Annotated in this window: 7 protein-coding genes; 6 read left to right on the top strand and 1 reads right to left on the bottom strand. The window is 40.1% G+C overall.

Going from position 1 to position 17,004, the window contains the following annotated elements:
• Positions 1-28 precede the first annotated feature (28 nt).
• Complete coding sequence (gene gltB / locus P2W73_RS06800) at positions 29-4,546, top strand: glutamate synthase large subunit (protein WP_276501251.1); 4,518 nt, start codon at positions 29-31, stop codon at positions 4,544-4,546.
• 47 nt (positions 4,547-4,593) lie between these two features.
• A complete protein-coding gene (locus P2W73_RS06795) occupies positions 4,594-6,183 on the top strand; it encodes a glutamate synthase subunit beta (protein WP_276501250.1) in 1,590 nt (529 codons plus the stop codon).
• A 182-nt stretch (positions 6,184-6,365) separates the two neighbouring features.
• Here P2W73_RS06795 and P2W73_RS06790 read toward each other — a convergent pair whose 3' ends face one another.
• A complete protein-coding gene (locus tag P2W73_RS06790) occupies positions 6,366-6,497 on the bottom strand; it encodes a hypothetical protein (protein ID WP_276501249.1) in 132 nt (43 codons plus the stop codon).
• A gap of 412 nt (positions 6,498-6,909) precedes the next feature.
• Between P2W73_RS06790 and P2W73_RS06785 the strand changes: the two genes are divergently transcribed.
• From P2W73_RS06785 to P2W73_RS06770, 4 genes are all read left to right on the top strand, one after another.
• The gene (locus P2W73_RS06785; RefSeq protein WP_276501248.1) at positions 6,910-9,090 is read left to right on the top strand and encodes a tetratricopeptide repeat-containing sensor histidine kinase; all 2,181 of its coding nucleotides are present in this window, start codon (positions 6,910-6,912) and stop codon (positions 9,088-9,090) included.
• A 107-nt stretch (positions 9,091-9,197) separates the two neighbouring features.
• Positions 9,198-12,137 (top strand): SusC/RagA family TonB-linked outer membrane protein, encoded by a 2,940-nt coding sequence (locus P2W73_RS06780; RefSeq protein WP_276501247.1) that lies wholly within the window; start codon positions 9,198-9,200, stop codon positions 12,135-12,137.
• An 18-nt stretch (positions 12,138-12,155) separates the two neighbouring features.
• Positions 12,156-13,697: a RagB/SusD family nutrient uptake outer membrane protein gene (locus tag P2W73_RS06775; protein ID WP_276501246.1), complete on the top strand. Its 1,542-nt coding sequence runs from the start codon at positions 12,156-12,158 to the stop codon at positions 13,695-13,697.
• A 99-nt stretch (positions 13,698-13,796) separates the two neighbouring features.
• The gene (locus P2W73_RS06770) at positions 13,797-16,976 is read left to right on the top strand and encodes a sensor histidine kinase (RefSeq protein ID WP_276501245.1); all 3,180 of its coding nucleotides are present in this window, start codon (positions 13,797-13,799) and stop codon (positions 16,974-16,976) included.
• Positions 16,977-17,004: the final 28 nt, after the last annotated feature.

Genomic DNA, 17,004 nt, shown 5'->3' with positions numbered 1-17,004 from the left:
ATAATTTATCTAAACTATTACTTTGCCTATGGCAAGCAACATTGGTTTATATCACCCTTCGTATGAGCATGATGCATGCGGTATCGGTTTTGTAGCAAACATCAAAGGTTACAAATCACATCAAAACATTTCTGATGCTTTAACCGTATTGGAAAACATGGAGCACCGCGGTGCCTGTGGATGTGATGCCAACAGTGGTGATGGAGCAGGCATAATGATTCAAATGCCACACGAGTTTTTCTTTGATGAATGTATCAAGTTGGGCGTGCATCTCCCCTCTTACGGAAAGTATGGAGTTGGTGTTATCTTTTTCCCGAAGGAAATAAGATTGCGTGAAGAATGCCGTGATATTTTCAACCGCACCGCTGAAATACTCGGCCTTGACATTTTGGCCTATCGCAAAGTGCCTGTTAATACCAGTGACATCGGACCTACGGCCTTGAGTGTTGAACCTGAGATGGAGCATGTATTCGTTGCCTGCCCTGATCATATTTCCAGCCCTGATGATTTTGAGCGCAAGCTTTATATTCTCCGCAACCTGGCGAGCCATACCATTTTAAACACGGTAAAGAAAGATGAAATCGGTTTTTACATCGCTTCTCTTTCTTATAAAACCATTGTTTACAAAGGGCAATTGACCAGCAACCAGGTAAGAAAATATTTTACCGATCTTAATAATAAAAGAATGGTGAGTGCATTCGGTTTAGTGCATTCCCGTTTTGCGACCAACACTTTTCCTTCGTGGAAACTGGCCCAACCGTTCCGCTACATTGCACACAACGGTGAGATCAACACCTTACAAGGAAATCTGAACTGGCTGAAGACAAGCGAAAAAGGATTTACTTCTCCTTACTTCACCAAAGAAGAAATGGAGATGCTTCTGCCGATCGTAACAGAAGGACAAAGTGATTCTGCCTGTCTCGATAACATGATCGAACTGCTGACTCTTACCGGTCGTTCTTTACCCCACGTGATGATGATGCTGATACCAGAGGCATGGGATGGTAATGAGCAAATGGACCCGGTGAAAAAAGCTTTCTATGAATTCCATTCGGCAATGATGGAGCCTTGGGATGGACCTGCTTCTATCTCCTTTACCGATGGAAAAATAATTGGTGCTACGCTGGATAGAAACGGTTTGCGTCCTTCCAGGTATTGTGTAACAACAGATGACCGTGTGATCATGGCTTCGGAATCAGGTGCACTGCCAGTAGATCCTTCTACTATCATTGAAAAAGGAAGGTTGCAACCTGGAAAGATGTTCGTGGTTGACATGGAACAGGGAAAGATCATCAGTGATAAAGAATTAAAAGAACAAATCTGTTCGCAAAAACCTTATGGCGAATGGTTGAATAAATATAAGATCAGGTTGGAAGAGTTGCCTGAGCCAAGGATCACTTTTACACATCTTGAACATGAGCATGTGTTTAAATATCAAAAGGCATTTGGTTACACCACCGAAGATCTTGACAACATCATTGCCCCAATGGCGGTCGATGGCAAAGAGCCGATTGGTTCTATGGGCACAGACACACCTTTGGCCGTGTTGAGTGATCAGCCACAGCATTTAAGCAGTTATTTCAAACAATTATTTGCGCAGGTTACCAATCCCCCTATCGATCCTATCCGTGAAAGATTGGTAATGTCACTGGTGAGTTTTGTTGGTAACAATGGGAATTTGTTGATTGAAGATCCATTGACCTGCCATTGTGTTTCTTTGAAACAACCGATACTCAACAATCATGATTTGGAAAAGATCAGGAGTATTGACACAGGACTTTTCCAGGCCAAAACCCTGCAATGTTATTTCAAAGCCGATGGTAAACCCGGATCGCTGAAAGCTGCATTGGACAGGATTTGCCGCTATGCAGTTGATTCAGTAGAAGACGGCTTTAAGGTATTGATATTACAGGATCGGGCAGTTGACTCCGACCATGCTCCTATTCCTTCTCTTTTGGCTGTAGCTGCCGTGCACCATCACCTCATCCGTAAAGGACTACGTGGACAGGTTGGCATCATTGTAGAGGCAGGTGATGCATGGGAAGTACATCACTTCGCCTGCCTGATTGCCTTCGGCGCTACTGCAATTAACCCTTACCTCGCTTTGTCTTCTATTCGTGATATGAAAGAGACAGGCAAGCTGCAAACCACCTTACACGAAGATCAACTGAAGAAAAATTATATCAAGGCGGTGAATGAGGGTTTGCTGAAAGTGTTTTCAAAGATGGGTATTTCAACTTTGCAGTCTTACCAGGGTGCGCAGATATTTGAAATACTCGGACTGAATAAAGAAGTCGTTAATAAATATTTCACGGGTGCCACCTCCCGTATTGAGGGAATGGGGCTTGATGAAATCGCAAAAGAAGCATTGGTAAAACATTACTTTGCCTTCAACAAAAAAGATATCCCTGTTGACCGCTTACCCGTGGGTGGTGTTTACCAGTGGAAACGCAAAGGCGAGTTCCATTTGTTCAACCCGCAAACCATTCACCTGTTGCAGAACGCAACAAGGATGAATGATTATAGTACGTTCAAAAAATATTCAAAGCTGGTGAATGAGCAGGGTGAAAAAGCCTGTACACTTCGCAGCTTATTTCAATTCAAGAAGAGCCGGCCATCTATCTCCATTGATGAAGTAGAACCGGCGGAAAATATCTATAAACGTTTTGCTACAGGGGCGATGAGCTTTGGTTCTATTTCCTGGGAAGCACACACCACATTGGCTATTGCGATGAACCGTCTCGGTGGTAAAAGCAATACGGGTGAAGGAGGTGAAGACGAAAGAAGATATGATCCATTGCCCAATGGTGATTCAATGCGCAGTGCTATCAAACAGGTAGCTTCTGCAAGATTTGGTGTTACCAGTTTGTACCTGACGGAAGCTGATGAGTTACAGATCAAAATGGCGCAGGGTGCAAAACCTGGCGAAGGGGGACAGTTACCCGGTCATAAAGTAGACGAGTGGATTGGTAAAACAAGACACTCTACTCCAGGTGTGGGTTTGATCTCACCACCACCACACCACGATATCTACTCCATCGAAGATTTAGCCCAGCTAATATTCGATTTGAAAAATGCCAACCGTAAGGCAAGAATCAGTGTAAAACTGGTAAGTAAAGCCGGGGTTGGTACAATCGCTGCTGGTGTTACGAAAGCAAAAGCGGATGTAGTATTGATCGCTGGTCATGATGGTGGTACAGGTGCCTCACCGGTATCATCGATCAGGCATGCCGGTTTACCATGGGAACTAGGCCTGGCAGAAACACACCAAACACTGGTGAAAAATAAACTGCGCAGCCGGGTGGTTGTACAGGCAGATGGCCAAATGAAAACAGGTCGTGATATTGCCATTGCTACTTTGCTTGGAGCTGAAGAATGGGGCATTGCAACGGCTGCCCTGGTAGTTGAAGGTTGCATTCTGATGCGCAAGTGCCATTTAAACACCTGCCCTGTTGGTGTTGCTACACAGGATCCAGATTTGAGGAAACGTTTTAATGGGGCTGCGGAACATGTAGTGAATTTTTTCCAGTTCATGGTGCAGGAGCTGAGAGAAATCATGGCTGACCTCGGCTACAAAACAATCAATGAAATGGTGGGCCAGGTTGAAAACCTGGAGGCAAGAGAAAATATTGCACACTGGAAATATAAAAAACTGGATCTCTCCCCGATCCTGTACAAGGAGCCTGCTTCACCATATACAGGCTTATATTGCCAGGAAGAACAGGATCACGGAATTGAAAATGTGCTGGATTGGAAATTATTGGAAGCTGCAAAACCTGCGCTGGAGTCACAACAAAAAGTAAAAGCTGAATTCAACATCATCAATACAGACCGCACAGCGGGTACCATTCTCTCGAATGAAATCACTAAAAAGTACAAAGCGGCAGGTTTACCTGATGATACCATTCATTTCAAATTTACCGGTACAGCAGGTCAAAGCTTTGGCGCATTCAATACAAAGGGTGTCACCCTTGAAATAGAAGGTGATGCCAACGATTATTTCGGTAAAGGATTGAGCGGTGCAAGACTGATCATTTACCCTGATAAAAAGGCAACTTTTACGCCTGAAGAAAATAGCATCATCGGTAATGTGGCCTTCTACGGCGCAACAGGTGGTGAAGCTTTTATTCGTGGTAAAGCAGGTGAACGTTTCGGCGTTCGTAATTCAGGCGCCAATGTAGTAGTGGAAGGTGTGGGTGATCACGGTTGTGAGTACATGACCGGTGGCAAAGTGGTGATATTGGGTGACACGGGAAGAAACTTTGCAGCAGGTATGAGCGGCGGTATTGCTTATGTATATGATGTCAATGGCAAATTCAGGGAGAACTGTAATACAGAAATGGTAGATCTTGATGCCTGTGAACTGGAGGACAAAAATGAGCTGTTCACCATGATCCAAAGACATCTGGAGTATACCGGAAGTACTGTAGCAAAGTTCATTTTGCAGGACCTGGATAACCAGTTACAACATTTTGTGAAAGTATTCCCAACCGATTACAAGAAGGCGTTGCAACAGAAAAAAGTGGGAGTTGAGATTACCAAGTAATTGTTGAGTAGTGAACAGAACCTGCCTGTCGGCAGGCAGGCGCTGAAGTGAGTGACACAAGGGACGATGATAGCAGCACTTCAGCCGGTAACAAAAAAAATAAAAAAGATAAAAGACAACTAATTCAAATGGGCAAACCAACAGGATTCAAAGAATTTACAAGAGAATTGCCGGGCAAAAAACCAGTAGCTGAGAGATTGCAGCATTATGATGAGTTTGTAGAAAAATTCAGTGATGATAAGCTCAATCAGCAGGCCGCCCGTTGTATGAATTGTGGGGTTCCTTTTTGCCATAGCGGATGCCCGCTGGGAAATGTAATACCTGAATTCAATGATGCGGTGTATCGCCAGGACTGGAAAGAGGCTTATGATGTGCTGGTATCAACCAATAATTTTCCCGAGTTTACCGGACGCATCTGCCCTGCGCCTTGTGAGTCGGCTTGTGTATTAGGCATCAATCAACCACCCGTAGCGATTGAAGAAATAGAAAAGCATATCATCGAGATCGCCTTTGAAAAAGGTTTTGTAAAACCTAAAAAACCTAATCTTCGCTCCGGTAAAAAAGTAGCAGTGATTGGTTCAGGTCCTGCAGGTCTTGCTGCTGCGGCGCAATTGAACTATGCTGGTCATACGGTTACGGTGTTTGAAAGAGATGACAAGCCCGGTGGTTTATTGCAATACGGTATTCCTGATTTCAAACTGGAAAAATGGGTGGTTGACCGCAGAGTAAAATTGCTCGAAGAAGAAGGAATAACTTTTCAATGCAAAGCTAATGTTGGTGTAAATGTCAACATCAATGATTTGCTGCGTGAATACAATGCCATCGTGTTGGCTTGTGGCTCTACTGTTCCAAGAAATCTTGATATTCCAGGTCGTGACCTGAAAGGAGTTTATTTTGCGATGCAGTTTCTTAAACAACAGAATAAACGCAATGCAGGCCTGGATCCTTTTGCAAATGCAAACATTGAAAGCAATATTCTTGCTGAAAATATTATAGCCGAAGGCAAAAACGTAGTAGTGATCGGTGGCGGTGATACAGGCTCAGACTGCGTGGGTACTTCCAATCGTCATGGTGCTAAATCAGTGACGCAATTTGAATTGTTGCCAAAACCACCAGCCGAAAGAACGAACCTGATGCCATGGCCCACGTACCCGATGGTGTTAAAAACTACTTCTTCTCATGAAGAAGGTTGTGAAAGAAACTGGTCTATCGCTACCAAAGAATTTATTGGCGACGGAAAAGGCAACCTGAAAGCATTGAAGATTGTGGACCTTGAGTGGAAAGCATCAGAGGATGGCAGACCGGCACGATTCGAAGAAAGACCGGGAAGTGAAAGAGAAATTCCCTGTGAATTAGCATTACTGGCGATGGGCTTTTTGCACCCACAACATGCCGGCTTGCTGGATCAGTTGGAAATAGAAAAAGATGAAAGAGGCAATGTGAAAGCAACCGAAAAAAGTTACCAGACAAACTTATCCAAGATATTTGCAGCCGGTGATGTGCGCCGTGGTCAATCACTCGTTGTATGGGCCATTAGCGAAGGGAGGGAATGTGCAAGAAAAGTAGATGAATTTTTGAGTAATGGCAGTTCTGTTTTAGAGAGAAGGGATGCAATGCTGCAGGCATATTCTCTGTAATAGACATATTTAATTTCCAGTGAAACGATACCTGCGGGTATCGTTTTTTATTTAGGGGTGTGTTTGATGGGTGATACTGACTTTGGTGAGATTCGAAAAGGTACCATACGTTTCTGAGCGACACTGAATGTAAGGTCACTGTGTCAGTTAAAAGATAAATCAGAACTAGTTCTTATTTTCAGTTAGGCCATGCGAAAAATTTCTCCCTGGTAATATTCATGTCTTTCTGAAGCTGCTCTCTCAAACCGGAGGTATTCTTCAACAGTAAATTTATTTTTACCGTAAGCAACTTCGGGTTCTCTTACTTCATTCATAACTACAAGTTACAAAATATATTTTCACTACTCTTGTAGGAAACACTCTCTCTGGCAGGTAATAATTTAAATCCTGGGCATGAGAATAGTGACAATGAAAAGAAAAAACAGGCTAAAAATTTCTTCAAAGAGATAATTATAAGCAGGGAAATTACAGCCTTTAGCTCAAACAAGGCTTCTCAAACTGAAAATTACCCGTCCAAAGCAACTCATTACCCTTTTAAACCGCAGACTGCTCATCGCCGCCAAAAAATCACCGGTATTCATGGAAATTTGGAACCAAAGAAAATGGTTTAATATTCAGACAGGCTCTACCTTTATAGTACTTTCTTACAAAGGTTGACATCGGTTGCCCTAACCGAATATCAAACCAGGTCTGCTCCCTCATTACAAATTAATTGTTCTTTCCAAAATGAGGCACTTAAAATTCATATTAACTTTTTCTGCGCAGATTCTATTGATTGTTTTTTGCGCGGCACAAAATGAAATAATACGACAACAGGAAGAACAGATTTATGAGCAACACAGGTTGCAAAAAGCAAGGATTGACAGTTTACAAAGAATATTACTTACTGCAAAAGATACTGTAAGGGTAAATTGCCTGAACAGGTCAAGCCCTGAGTATTTGATATTCAATACAGATACCGCATGGAACTATGCAAAGGAAGCTTATGAGTTGGCTGTTAAACTAAATTTCACGAAAGGCATCGCGGAGAGCTTACAGAATCTTGGGCAAATAACACAGGAACGGAGTGATATACATGGCGCAGAAAAATATTTCAGGCAGGTTCCTGATTTGTATAAAGAAATTCATGCTTTAAAAGAATATAATAATGCTATCAGAATACTTGGTTATAATTTTTTACTTCAACTCAGATTTGATGAAGCAAGAACTTTGTTTGAAAAGACTTTACCTTACTATAAGGGTATACACGATGAAGAACGCATGGCATATACATACAGGGTAATTGGAAAGACTTATGAGGCCCAGGGCTATTATGAAAAAGCTTTTGAATACTTCCGAAAAGACATGGACATCAGCCGGAAACTAGTAGAGAATGGCTCACGACGCTCGCTATTCATGTGGGGGAATTATTATATGGCCAATTTATATAAAGATGCAGGTGATGAAAAAACCGCTTTAGTCTATTACCGTTTAAGCGCACAAAGAGCTAAAGAAAATAAGCTCCCGGATATTTATAATTCCAGGATGGGCGATATGTACGTTTTGCTGCATAACTATGATTCTGCAAGGTACTATTATGAACGTGCCCATTATCTTATTACACGGATATTGGCAGATCCTGTTATCAGGAAAACTTTCCTTTCGGATCCTGAAATAAATATTGGAGAAACTTATCTGGCCCAAAAAAAATATGATAAAGCACTTGAATATTTTATAAATCCCCTGCAATTTTCTTTTCCTACTAATCCTTTTACAATGAGGGTATTGTATGATGTTGCGTGGATATATGAAGGTCAAAAAAAAACCACGCAATGCTTTCAATACGCGAAGCAATTGCTGAAGGTGGCTCAAACTACCGGGGCAAGACAATATATACGAGATGGATATGAATTGTACTGGAAACTATATGATCAGCAGGGCAAAACAGATAGCGCCTACAAATATTCTCTTCTTTACACTGCCATGAAAGACTCCCTTGCAAGAGATGTACAATTAAGAAACATGGGTATTACTGAAATGAAAATTGAAGATGAACAACAGGAATCAAAAATTACATTGTTAAGTAAAGAAAAAAAAATTCAGCAGCAGCAAAAGCAAATTCTTTTCATCTGTATGATTGGCTTTACCTTACTAAGCATCGTTGTGTTCAGGAATATTTTATTAAAGCGACGGAATGAGATTATTAAAAGAAAACAAATTGAAAATGCATTAAACTTACAAAAATCAGAAGCAGATAGAACTAAAGCAGAACTTCAACAACAGGCCACCGAACTGGAAATGCAGGCCCTTCGTGCACAAATGAACCCTCATTTTATTTTTAATTCGCTTAATTCTATCAATCGTTTTATACTTCAAAATAACAAAGCAAAGGCTTCGGAATACCTTACCAAGTTTTCAAAACTGGTGCGGATGATATTGCAGAACTCACAGGTGTCTTTGATCACATTGGAAAGCGAACTGGAAGCATTGAAATTATATCTCGATCTCGAAGCATTGCGTTTTGAACATCATTTTACCTATAAAATTTCAGTACCAAAAGATATGGATGTTGAAATATTAAAAGTGCCGCCGCTGATCATTCAGCCTTATGCTGAAAACGCTATCTGGCATGGACTGATGCATAAAGAAGAAAAAGGAGATTTAGATATAGAGATGATACAAGAAGGAGATTACCTGTTTGTAAAAATAACTGATGATGGCATTGGCCGTAAACATGCGGCCGAATTAGCCAGCAAATCTGCCACCCGGCACAAATCAATGGGATTAAAGATAACCGCTGACAGGATCGCCATGCTACAACGACTGAATGGAAATGAATCTCCGGTAACCATCAACGATCTTGTAAATGCTGATGGCAGCGCTGCTGGAACGGAAGTAATAATTAAAATACCTGTGTTGTATGCATAAAGCATAGTAAGACATGGTATTAATCAAATCATCATCCAATTCTATTATAAAACCGCATATCACATTAAGGAAACAAGTAGCATTAATTGAAGCTAAAACTTACCGCTATGGCAAAGAATCTACTTCATCCTTCTTTTACCGGATTGTTTCTTTTATTGCTGAGCTTTCTGCTTAATTATGGTTTTGCCTTCAGCCAGAAAAAAATATCGGGACTTGTATTAGATGCCGATCATCAGCCGGTGGATGGTGCTACCATTGCTGTAAAAGGTTCTAATGTTGGTACTCTCAGCGCTGCAGATGGAAGGTTTTCAATAGCAGCCGGGGCTGGGGATATTTTACTTGTTTCATCCGTTGGATTAATAGGAAAATCCGTACCTGTTAAAAGTGACGCATTTATTATTATCATGCTGTCGTTTGCTGTCAATAATATGGAGGAAGTGGTGGTGATTGGTTATGGCACAGCAAAGAAAAAAGACCTGACAGGAGCCGTAGCCTCCGTATCAGATAAGAATTTCAATAACGGAATTTTTACCTCTCCCGATCAATTGATACAGGGCAAAGTATCAGGTGTTCAAATAATAAACAATAATGGGCAACCTGGTGGGGCCATCACAGTTAAGATCAGGGGTAACTCCGCACTCTCCGGTACTGGTCAGCCTTTATATGTAGTAGATGGTGTTCCTTTAGATGGAAGATCCTTACAAGCCGGTAACAATCCGCTGAATTTTCTTAATCCTTCAGACATAGCGTCCATTGACGTTTTAAAGGATGCGTCCGCAACAGCGATATATGGGTCGAGGGCTGCATATGGTGTAATAATAATAAATACTAAAAAAGGTCAAACTGGTTCAACAAAACTTGATGTTGCTATTTCGGCAGGGGTTTCATCCGTTTTGAAAAAAATACGTGTATTAAATGCTGCGGAATACAGGGATGCTATTATTTATTATGGGGTTGACCCTTCTTTTAACAAAGGTGCAGACGTGGATGCCATGGATGAGATTTTGCGAAATGGCCTGCAACAAAATTATTCTATTGCCGGCAGTGGCGGAAATGAAAATGGAAAATATCGTTTTTCGGTAGGGTTTTTAAACCAGGATGGTATTGTGATCAATACAGGTTTTAAAAAATACAGTGCAGACATATCAACAAATTTAAAATTACTTACCAGTAAAAAGTTAGGATTAGATTTTCATTTAAACTCAAGTCAATATTTTCAGAATGTTTCAGCTCTTAATCTTAATACTGGTTACGACGGGATAATTGCAAAGGCCTTAACATGGAATCCTACAGATTCATTAAAAAATGCTGACGGATCTGTTAAAATAGTGCCGGGAGGTTCTGTTAATCCCCTTGTCTTGTCAAAATTCGAAAGAGACAATTTAAAAGTTACTACTCTGTTAGGAAGTATCTCCCCCTATTATAAATTTTCAGATTGGCTTGAATATAAATTACTCGTTAGCATTAATTATAGTTCCGGCATATCACGGTCTTCCGTTAACCAGGCACTTAATGTATATCCTTTTTTTCCGGGAACAGGTCTGGCAACTATAAAGCAAAGCGAACTTACAACTGAACAAATCACAAACACGCTGGACTTTAATAAAGAAATTTTTGAAGACCTCCATTTAAATGCAGTGGCTGGATATGAGTTTATGAAATTTATAAATAAGGGATTTGGTCTTAGCGGTAATGGAGCTCAGCCTGCAGGATTTGGCAATTATGGGCTGGATTATACTAATTATGTTCAATTTTCCGATGTAAATGGTCGCAGCATTTCTTCTTTCATAGATCCATCATCTGAATTAAGATCATTTTTTGGAAGGACCATATTTAATTATAAAGATAAATACCTGTTAACGGCAACATTCAGAGCAGATGGCTCCAGCAAATTTGGATCGAACAACAAGTACGGTTATTTTCCCTCTTTTGCCTTTGCGTGGAATATCAGTAAAGAAAAGTTTTTTAAAATTGACCTGATCAATTCTCTTAAGATGAGGGGTGGATGGGGTAAAACCGGCAACCAGGAATTCCCGCCAGGTTCTTCACAGGCATTATATGCTTTTCAAAATAATGGGAACATTATTCAAATAAATAACCCCAATCCTGATCTGAAGTGGCAATCGGACAGACAATATAATATTGGTATTGACTTTTCAATATTCAATAACAGGATCACGGGAACAATGGATTATTTTAGCAAAACAACTACCAACTTATTATTTCCGAGTCCTCCAATTCAGCCTGCACCTCCAAGCTCTACTGTCAGGTGGATCAATTTAGATGGTGAAATAATAAATAAGGGATTTGAAGTTTTGATAAATGCATCAGTTATCAGGAAAGAAAAATTCACATGGAACTTAGCAGTCAATGCAACGTTCCTTAAAAATAATGTTTCCGGTTTACCCACTTCAGTATACACAGGTGATGTTTCGGGTGTCCCGGTTGAAATAATACAAAACGGGCTTCCTATGGGCGCCTTTTATACCAGAAATTTTTTAGGACTTGATAAATCAACAGGGTTTTCGATTTACGAGGATAATGGTAATACTTTTTACTATGTTGGAGATCCAAATCCTAAAACCTTATTAGGCATCAGCTCAACTTTTCGTTATAAAAAGTTTTCACTAATAGCGAATATGAATGGAAGCTTTGGACATGATATTTACAATGCTACTCTTATGAACTTCCTGAATGTCGGAGGTATTAAGGGAGGAAATATCGCACTATCAGTATACCAGGATCCTGTAAAAGAAGACTTTGCTAATCCGTCACAATCACCTTCGTCAAGATATATTGAAAAAGGCAGTTATCTAAAAATGAGCAACCTGACGATTTCTTACGACGCAGGAGATCTGGCAAAAACCTTTAAAAGAACGAACGTGTACATAACAGCGCAGAACCTATTCCTGATAACGAAATATTCAGGATTTGATCCTGAGGTTAACATAGATAGAAAGATTAATGGAATACCCTCTTTTGGTATTGACTTTGCCCGTTATCCTTCGTCAAGATCATTCATTTTAGGAATAAACTTTTCTTTATAACCATGTTGAATAAAATGTATGAAAACCGGGAGATCAGCTTTTATCATATTCATTTCAATTGTATTCATATGTAGTTGTAAAAAACTAAATGAAACAGTTGGCGGGAATCTTACCATCGGGCAGGTGGCAAATAATTCTGCTGCTGAATTGTTGCGCGGTGTATATGGATCACTGGAACCCACCTTCACCGGTCACTTTGAAATATTTGCGTTATCCGATATTACAACAGATGAAGCAATAGTACCCACACGTGGCAACGATTGGGATGATAATGGAATGTGGCGTGCACTGCACCAGCATAAATGGGATCCAGGTCATGCTTCAATACGTGATTGTTTCAAAAGCCTGGGCGGAGTTGTTTTTGCTGCAACAGACATGCTTCAATATAATCCTACTACTCAGCAAAGGGCTGAAGCAAGATTTCTCCGGGCATTCGCCATGTACTGGCTGTTGGATCTGTTTGACCAGGTTCCTTACCGGGAATCGGGAGAGAATGTCATTCAGCCAGCTAAGGTTCGTATTGGGCTAGATGCGCTTACCTATATTATCAGTGAAATAAATGATGTACAGTCCGATCTGCCGGATTTTCCGCCCGCAGGTAAAGCAAATAAATATGCCGCAAAAGTGCTGTTGATGAAATGTTATCTTAACAAAGCTGTCTATAAAAACAGGGCCAATCCTTCATTTGAGCCAGCAGATATGAACAAAGTGATAAGCCTCGCAGATGAAATAATCAACAGCGGTAAATTTTCTTTCAGTGATAATTACTTTGATAATTTTTCTCCCGTTAATGGTATGAAGATCCATGAAAATATTTTTACACAATTAAGTAATGCCGATGGTGGCTATAAGCTGCAATTTGCATGGCATAATGCCCTCCATTATACACAGGGTGGTTTTAATGGCTATACCACCTTATCCAAGTTTTATAACAAATTTGAGTCCACCGATAAAAGAAGAGAAGCTGTTTATACATATCCTGGCTCTCCTGGTAATCCCGGTAACAGAGTTAATGTTGGATTTCTGATAGGCCAACAATACGATCTCTTCACAGGTGATTCACTTTCTGACGGGACTCTTCCGGTTATTTTTACTCCCGAGGTAAAAAATATTGAGCCGGGACCAAACCTGGATATGCCGGGCATCAGGCCAATAAAGTACGCACCGGACTATTTGAATTTCTTTTTTTGGGGCAGCCCCGCGAGGAATGAATTTGTTTATTTCCGTTTTCCCGACGTATTGTTGATGAAAGCTGAAGCCATATTGAGAGCAAGGCCGGGCGATGCTGATGCTGCACGTGCTATTGTAAATACGATCCGTACACATCCGTCAAGAAACGCCACTGCTCTTTCTTCGATAAACCTCGATGTTTTATTTGATGAACGCGGAATGGAACTGTGGTGGGAGAACTGGCGAAGGCAGGACATGATTCGCTTCGGTAAATATCTTAAGTCCTTCCAGGAAAAAGAGGATCCGAGCGAAACGAAATATTTATTGTTCCCAATTCCCTATGAACAATTAGCGGTTAATCATAACCTGGTACAAAATGATGGATATTAGAACAGGTGTCTGAATTTTAGATACCGGATTTGTTATTTCAATACCTGGTGTTTAAATCGAAGTAATATTGAAATTGTAGATTGATTTAAATGACAAGCAATGATTTTTTTTTATAAGTCTGGGATATTTTGCCTGTTTATACTTTTTAGTTTTAAACAAAGTAGCAATGCCCAAAACGAAAGTTTACGTTTTGAACATGTAGGTATTGAAGAAGGTCTTTCAAATAACAATGTATCGGCCATTTTGCAGGACAGCAAAGGATACATCTGGTTCGGTACAATGGATGGTTTAAATAAGTATGATGGGTATTCTTTTACGAAATACCAGTTTGATCCGTTTGATTCCAGTTCCCTTTCTCAAAATACTATATACACTATCTGGGAAGATAAATATGGTTTTATATGGGTTGGCACGTATGAAGGCCTGTGCAGGTTTGACAGATCTACTGAAAAATTTACTCGTTTTAAACCTGACCCAAATGCAAAATTTTCTGACCCAAATATTTCTGCGGTTAACGAAGACCGCGATGGAATGATATGGGCCGGAAGTTTTATGGGTGGCTTGTGCCGCTTAGATAGGCAAAAGGGAATTTTTGTGGATGAGCGTTTTGAAATACTTTGGGTGAACTGTATTTATAAAGACAAGGCTGGTACATTATGGGTAGGCAATCCAACAGGGCTGCACAGAATAAATTTAACTGCTAAAAAAGCTGGCAAACTTTCCGGAGTAAGTTTCACTCATTACCAATATGACCCAAGTAATCCGAATAGCTTAAGCAGTAATCATGTAAGATCCATTTTCGAAGACCATGAGGGTATAATGTGGCTTGCAACTGATAAGGGTTTAAATAGTTTCGACAAAAAGACAGGTTTATTTAAACGTTACCTGCATGATTTGAAAAATATTCATAACAAGATGGCCAATCTGATAAAAGAAGACCAGGAGGGAAATTTATGGATTGCTACAGATAAAGGGCTAAATAGGCTTAGCAGTGACCGCAGTGTTTTTACAACTTATTTGCATGATTCAAACGATAGCCATAGCTTAAGTTCTGATATTGTTATTTCATTACATATTGACAGCGCAGGAATTTTATATGCTGGTTCATGGGGAGGAAAACTTAGTAAAGCAAACCTGAATCCTAAACCTTTCGGGCTCATACGTCGGGATCCAAACAATTTAAACTCTTTAAGTAATAATGCAGTTACCTCAATAATAGAAGATTCATCCGGGATTATTTGGATAGCCACTTATGGTGGAGGATTGAATCGTTGGGATAGAAAAACCAATCGATTTGCTCATTTCAGGCGTAACCCCGCCAGCCCTAAAACAACATTGAAGTCTGATAGCATTACGGCCCTATTTGAAGACAGGCATGGACATCTTTGGGTATGCAATGGAGATGTGTTATCTCAATTAAATAAACAAACCGGCAAATTCATTCACTATAACACCAAAGACGAGCACACCCGATTTATTTTTTCTATTGCTGAAGACCGGGAGGGGTTCCTTTGGTTAGGAACAGCGAACGGCCTTAAGCGTTTTGATGAAAAAAAAGGTGAGTTTCTGCATCATTATTATGATCCTGCAAATACAACAAATGGTATTAGTGATGGAGCGGCTATAACTGTTTGTGCCGATTCAAGGGATAATATATGGGTTGGCAACGGCAGCAAGGCAACGGATAGATTTAATAAGCGAACCGGCCGCTTCGAGCATTATAGATATATTCCGGGGGATTCTACCAGCATCAGTCAAAATGTTGTGAAGACTATTTTCGAAGATTCAAAAGGAAATCTTTGGCTCGGAACTTTATCGGGAGGCTTGTGTTATTTCGATTATCAAAAAGAAAAATTTACAACCTTCACCGAAAAACACGGGCTTCCTGCTAATAATGTGTATTCCATTTTAACAGACAACAAAGGCCAGCTTTGGGTAGGTACTTCTAATGGTCTTTCACGATTTGATCCTGGTACAAAAATTTTTACCAATTATGACTACAAAGATGGCTTGCAAAGCAACGTTTTTGTCGCGGTTGATAAAACGACTATGAGTAAGGGTGCTTGCTTTAAAGCCAGCGACGGTACCTTATATTTCGGCGGTAACAATGGATTTAATTTTTTCGATCCCCTCCAGATTAAAGCGAATAGTTATGTAGCACCTATCGTTATTACCCAATTTAAACTTTTCGATACGCTGGTAAAAGGTGCTATCGAATTAACAGAAATTGTTTTGAAGCACAATCAAAATTATTTCTCTTTTGAATTCTCCTCTTTAAGCTATTACAATCCATCCAAAAACCAATATGCGTATAAACTGGAAGGGGTTGATAAAGATTGGATATATAGCGGATCGAGACGTTACGCAGCCTATACCAATATTGACCCGGGTACCTATACCTTTAGAGTAAAAGGAACCAACAATGATGGCGTTTGGAATGAAAACGGCACTTCGATTACCATTATAATTAAACCTCCATGGTGGAATACCTGGTTATTTAGAGTAGTTGCCACCCTTTGCCTGGTTGCTTCATACTATGGCTTAATTCGCTGGCGCATACATCAAAAATTCAAGCAGCGTTTGCAACAAAGCGAAAAAGAAAAACAAGTAGCAGAACTCCAACAACAAAAGACTGAATTAGAAATGCAGGCCCTTCGTGCCCAAATGAATCCACATTTTATTTTTAATTCACTTAATTCAATCAATCGTTTCATCCTTCAAAACAATAAAGCACGGGCATCGGAATATCTTACCAAATTTTCAAGATTAGTAAGATTGATTTTGCAAAATTCACAGCAAGCATTGATTTCTTTGGAAAGCGAATTGGAATCACTGCAATTGTATCTGGAACTGGAAGCACTACGATTTGATTATCATTTTGAATTTAAGATCACTATCGAAGATGAGCTTGATACTGACATCATTAAAATTCCTCCGCTGATCATTCAGCCTTATGCTGAAAATGCCATCTGGCATGGGCTGATGAATAAAGAAGAAAAAGGGCATTTGGAAATTAAATTGTTTCAGGAAGAAGATTCATTGTGTTGCCGGATCACGGATGATGGTATTGGCAGAAAAAAAGCTGCGGAATTGAAAAGTAAATCTGCATCCATCCATAAATCCATAGGAATGCAGATAACGGCCAGCCGGATAGAGATGCTGCAGCATAAAAAACAATTGGATACATCTATCAAAATAACTGACCTGGTACTGGCCGATGGCAGCGCAGATGGTACGGAAGTGATTATTAAAATGCCTTTGATGTATGAGGATATGTAATAAGCATCAATAATTTATAAACTGATAT

Source organism: Terrimonas pollutisoli (genome assembly GCF_029360765.1).
GTDB lineage: Bacteria > Bacteroidota > Bacteroidia > Chitinophagales > Chitinophagaceae > Terrimonas_B > Terrimonas_B pollutisoli.
This window is presented reverse-complemented; position numbering and strand designations above follow the sequence as displayed.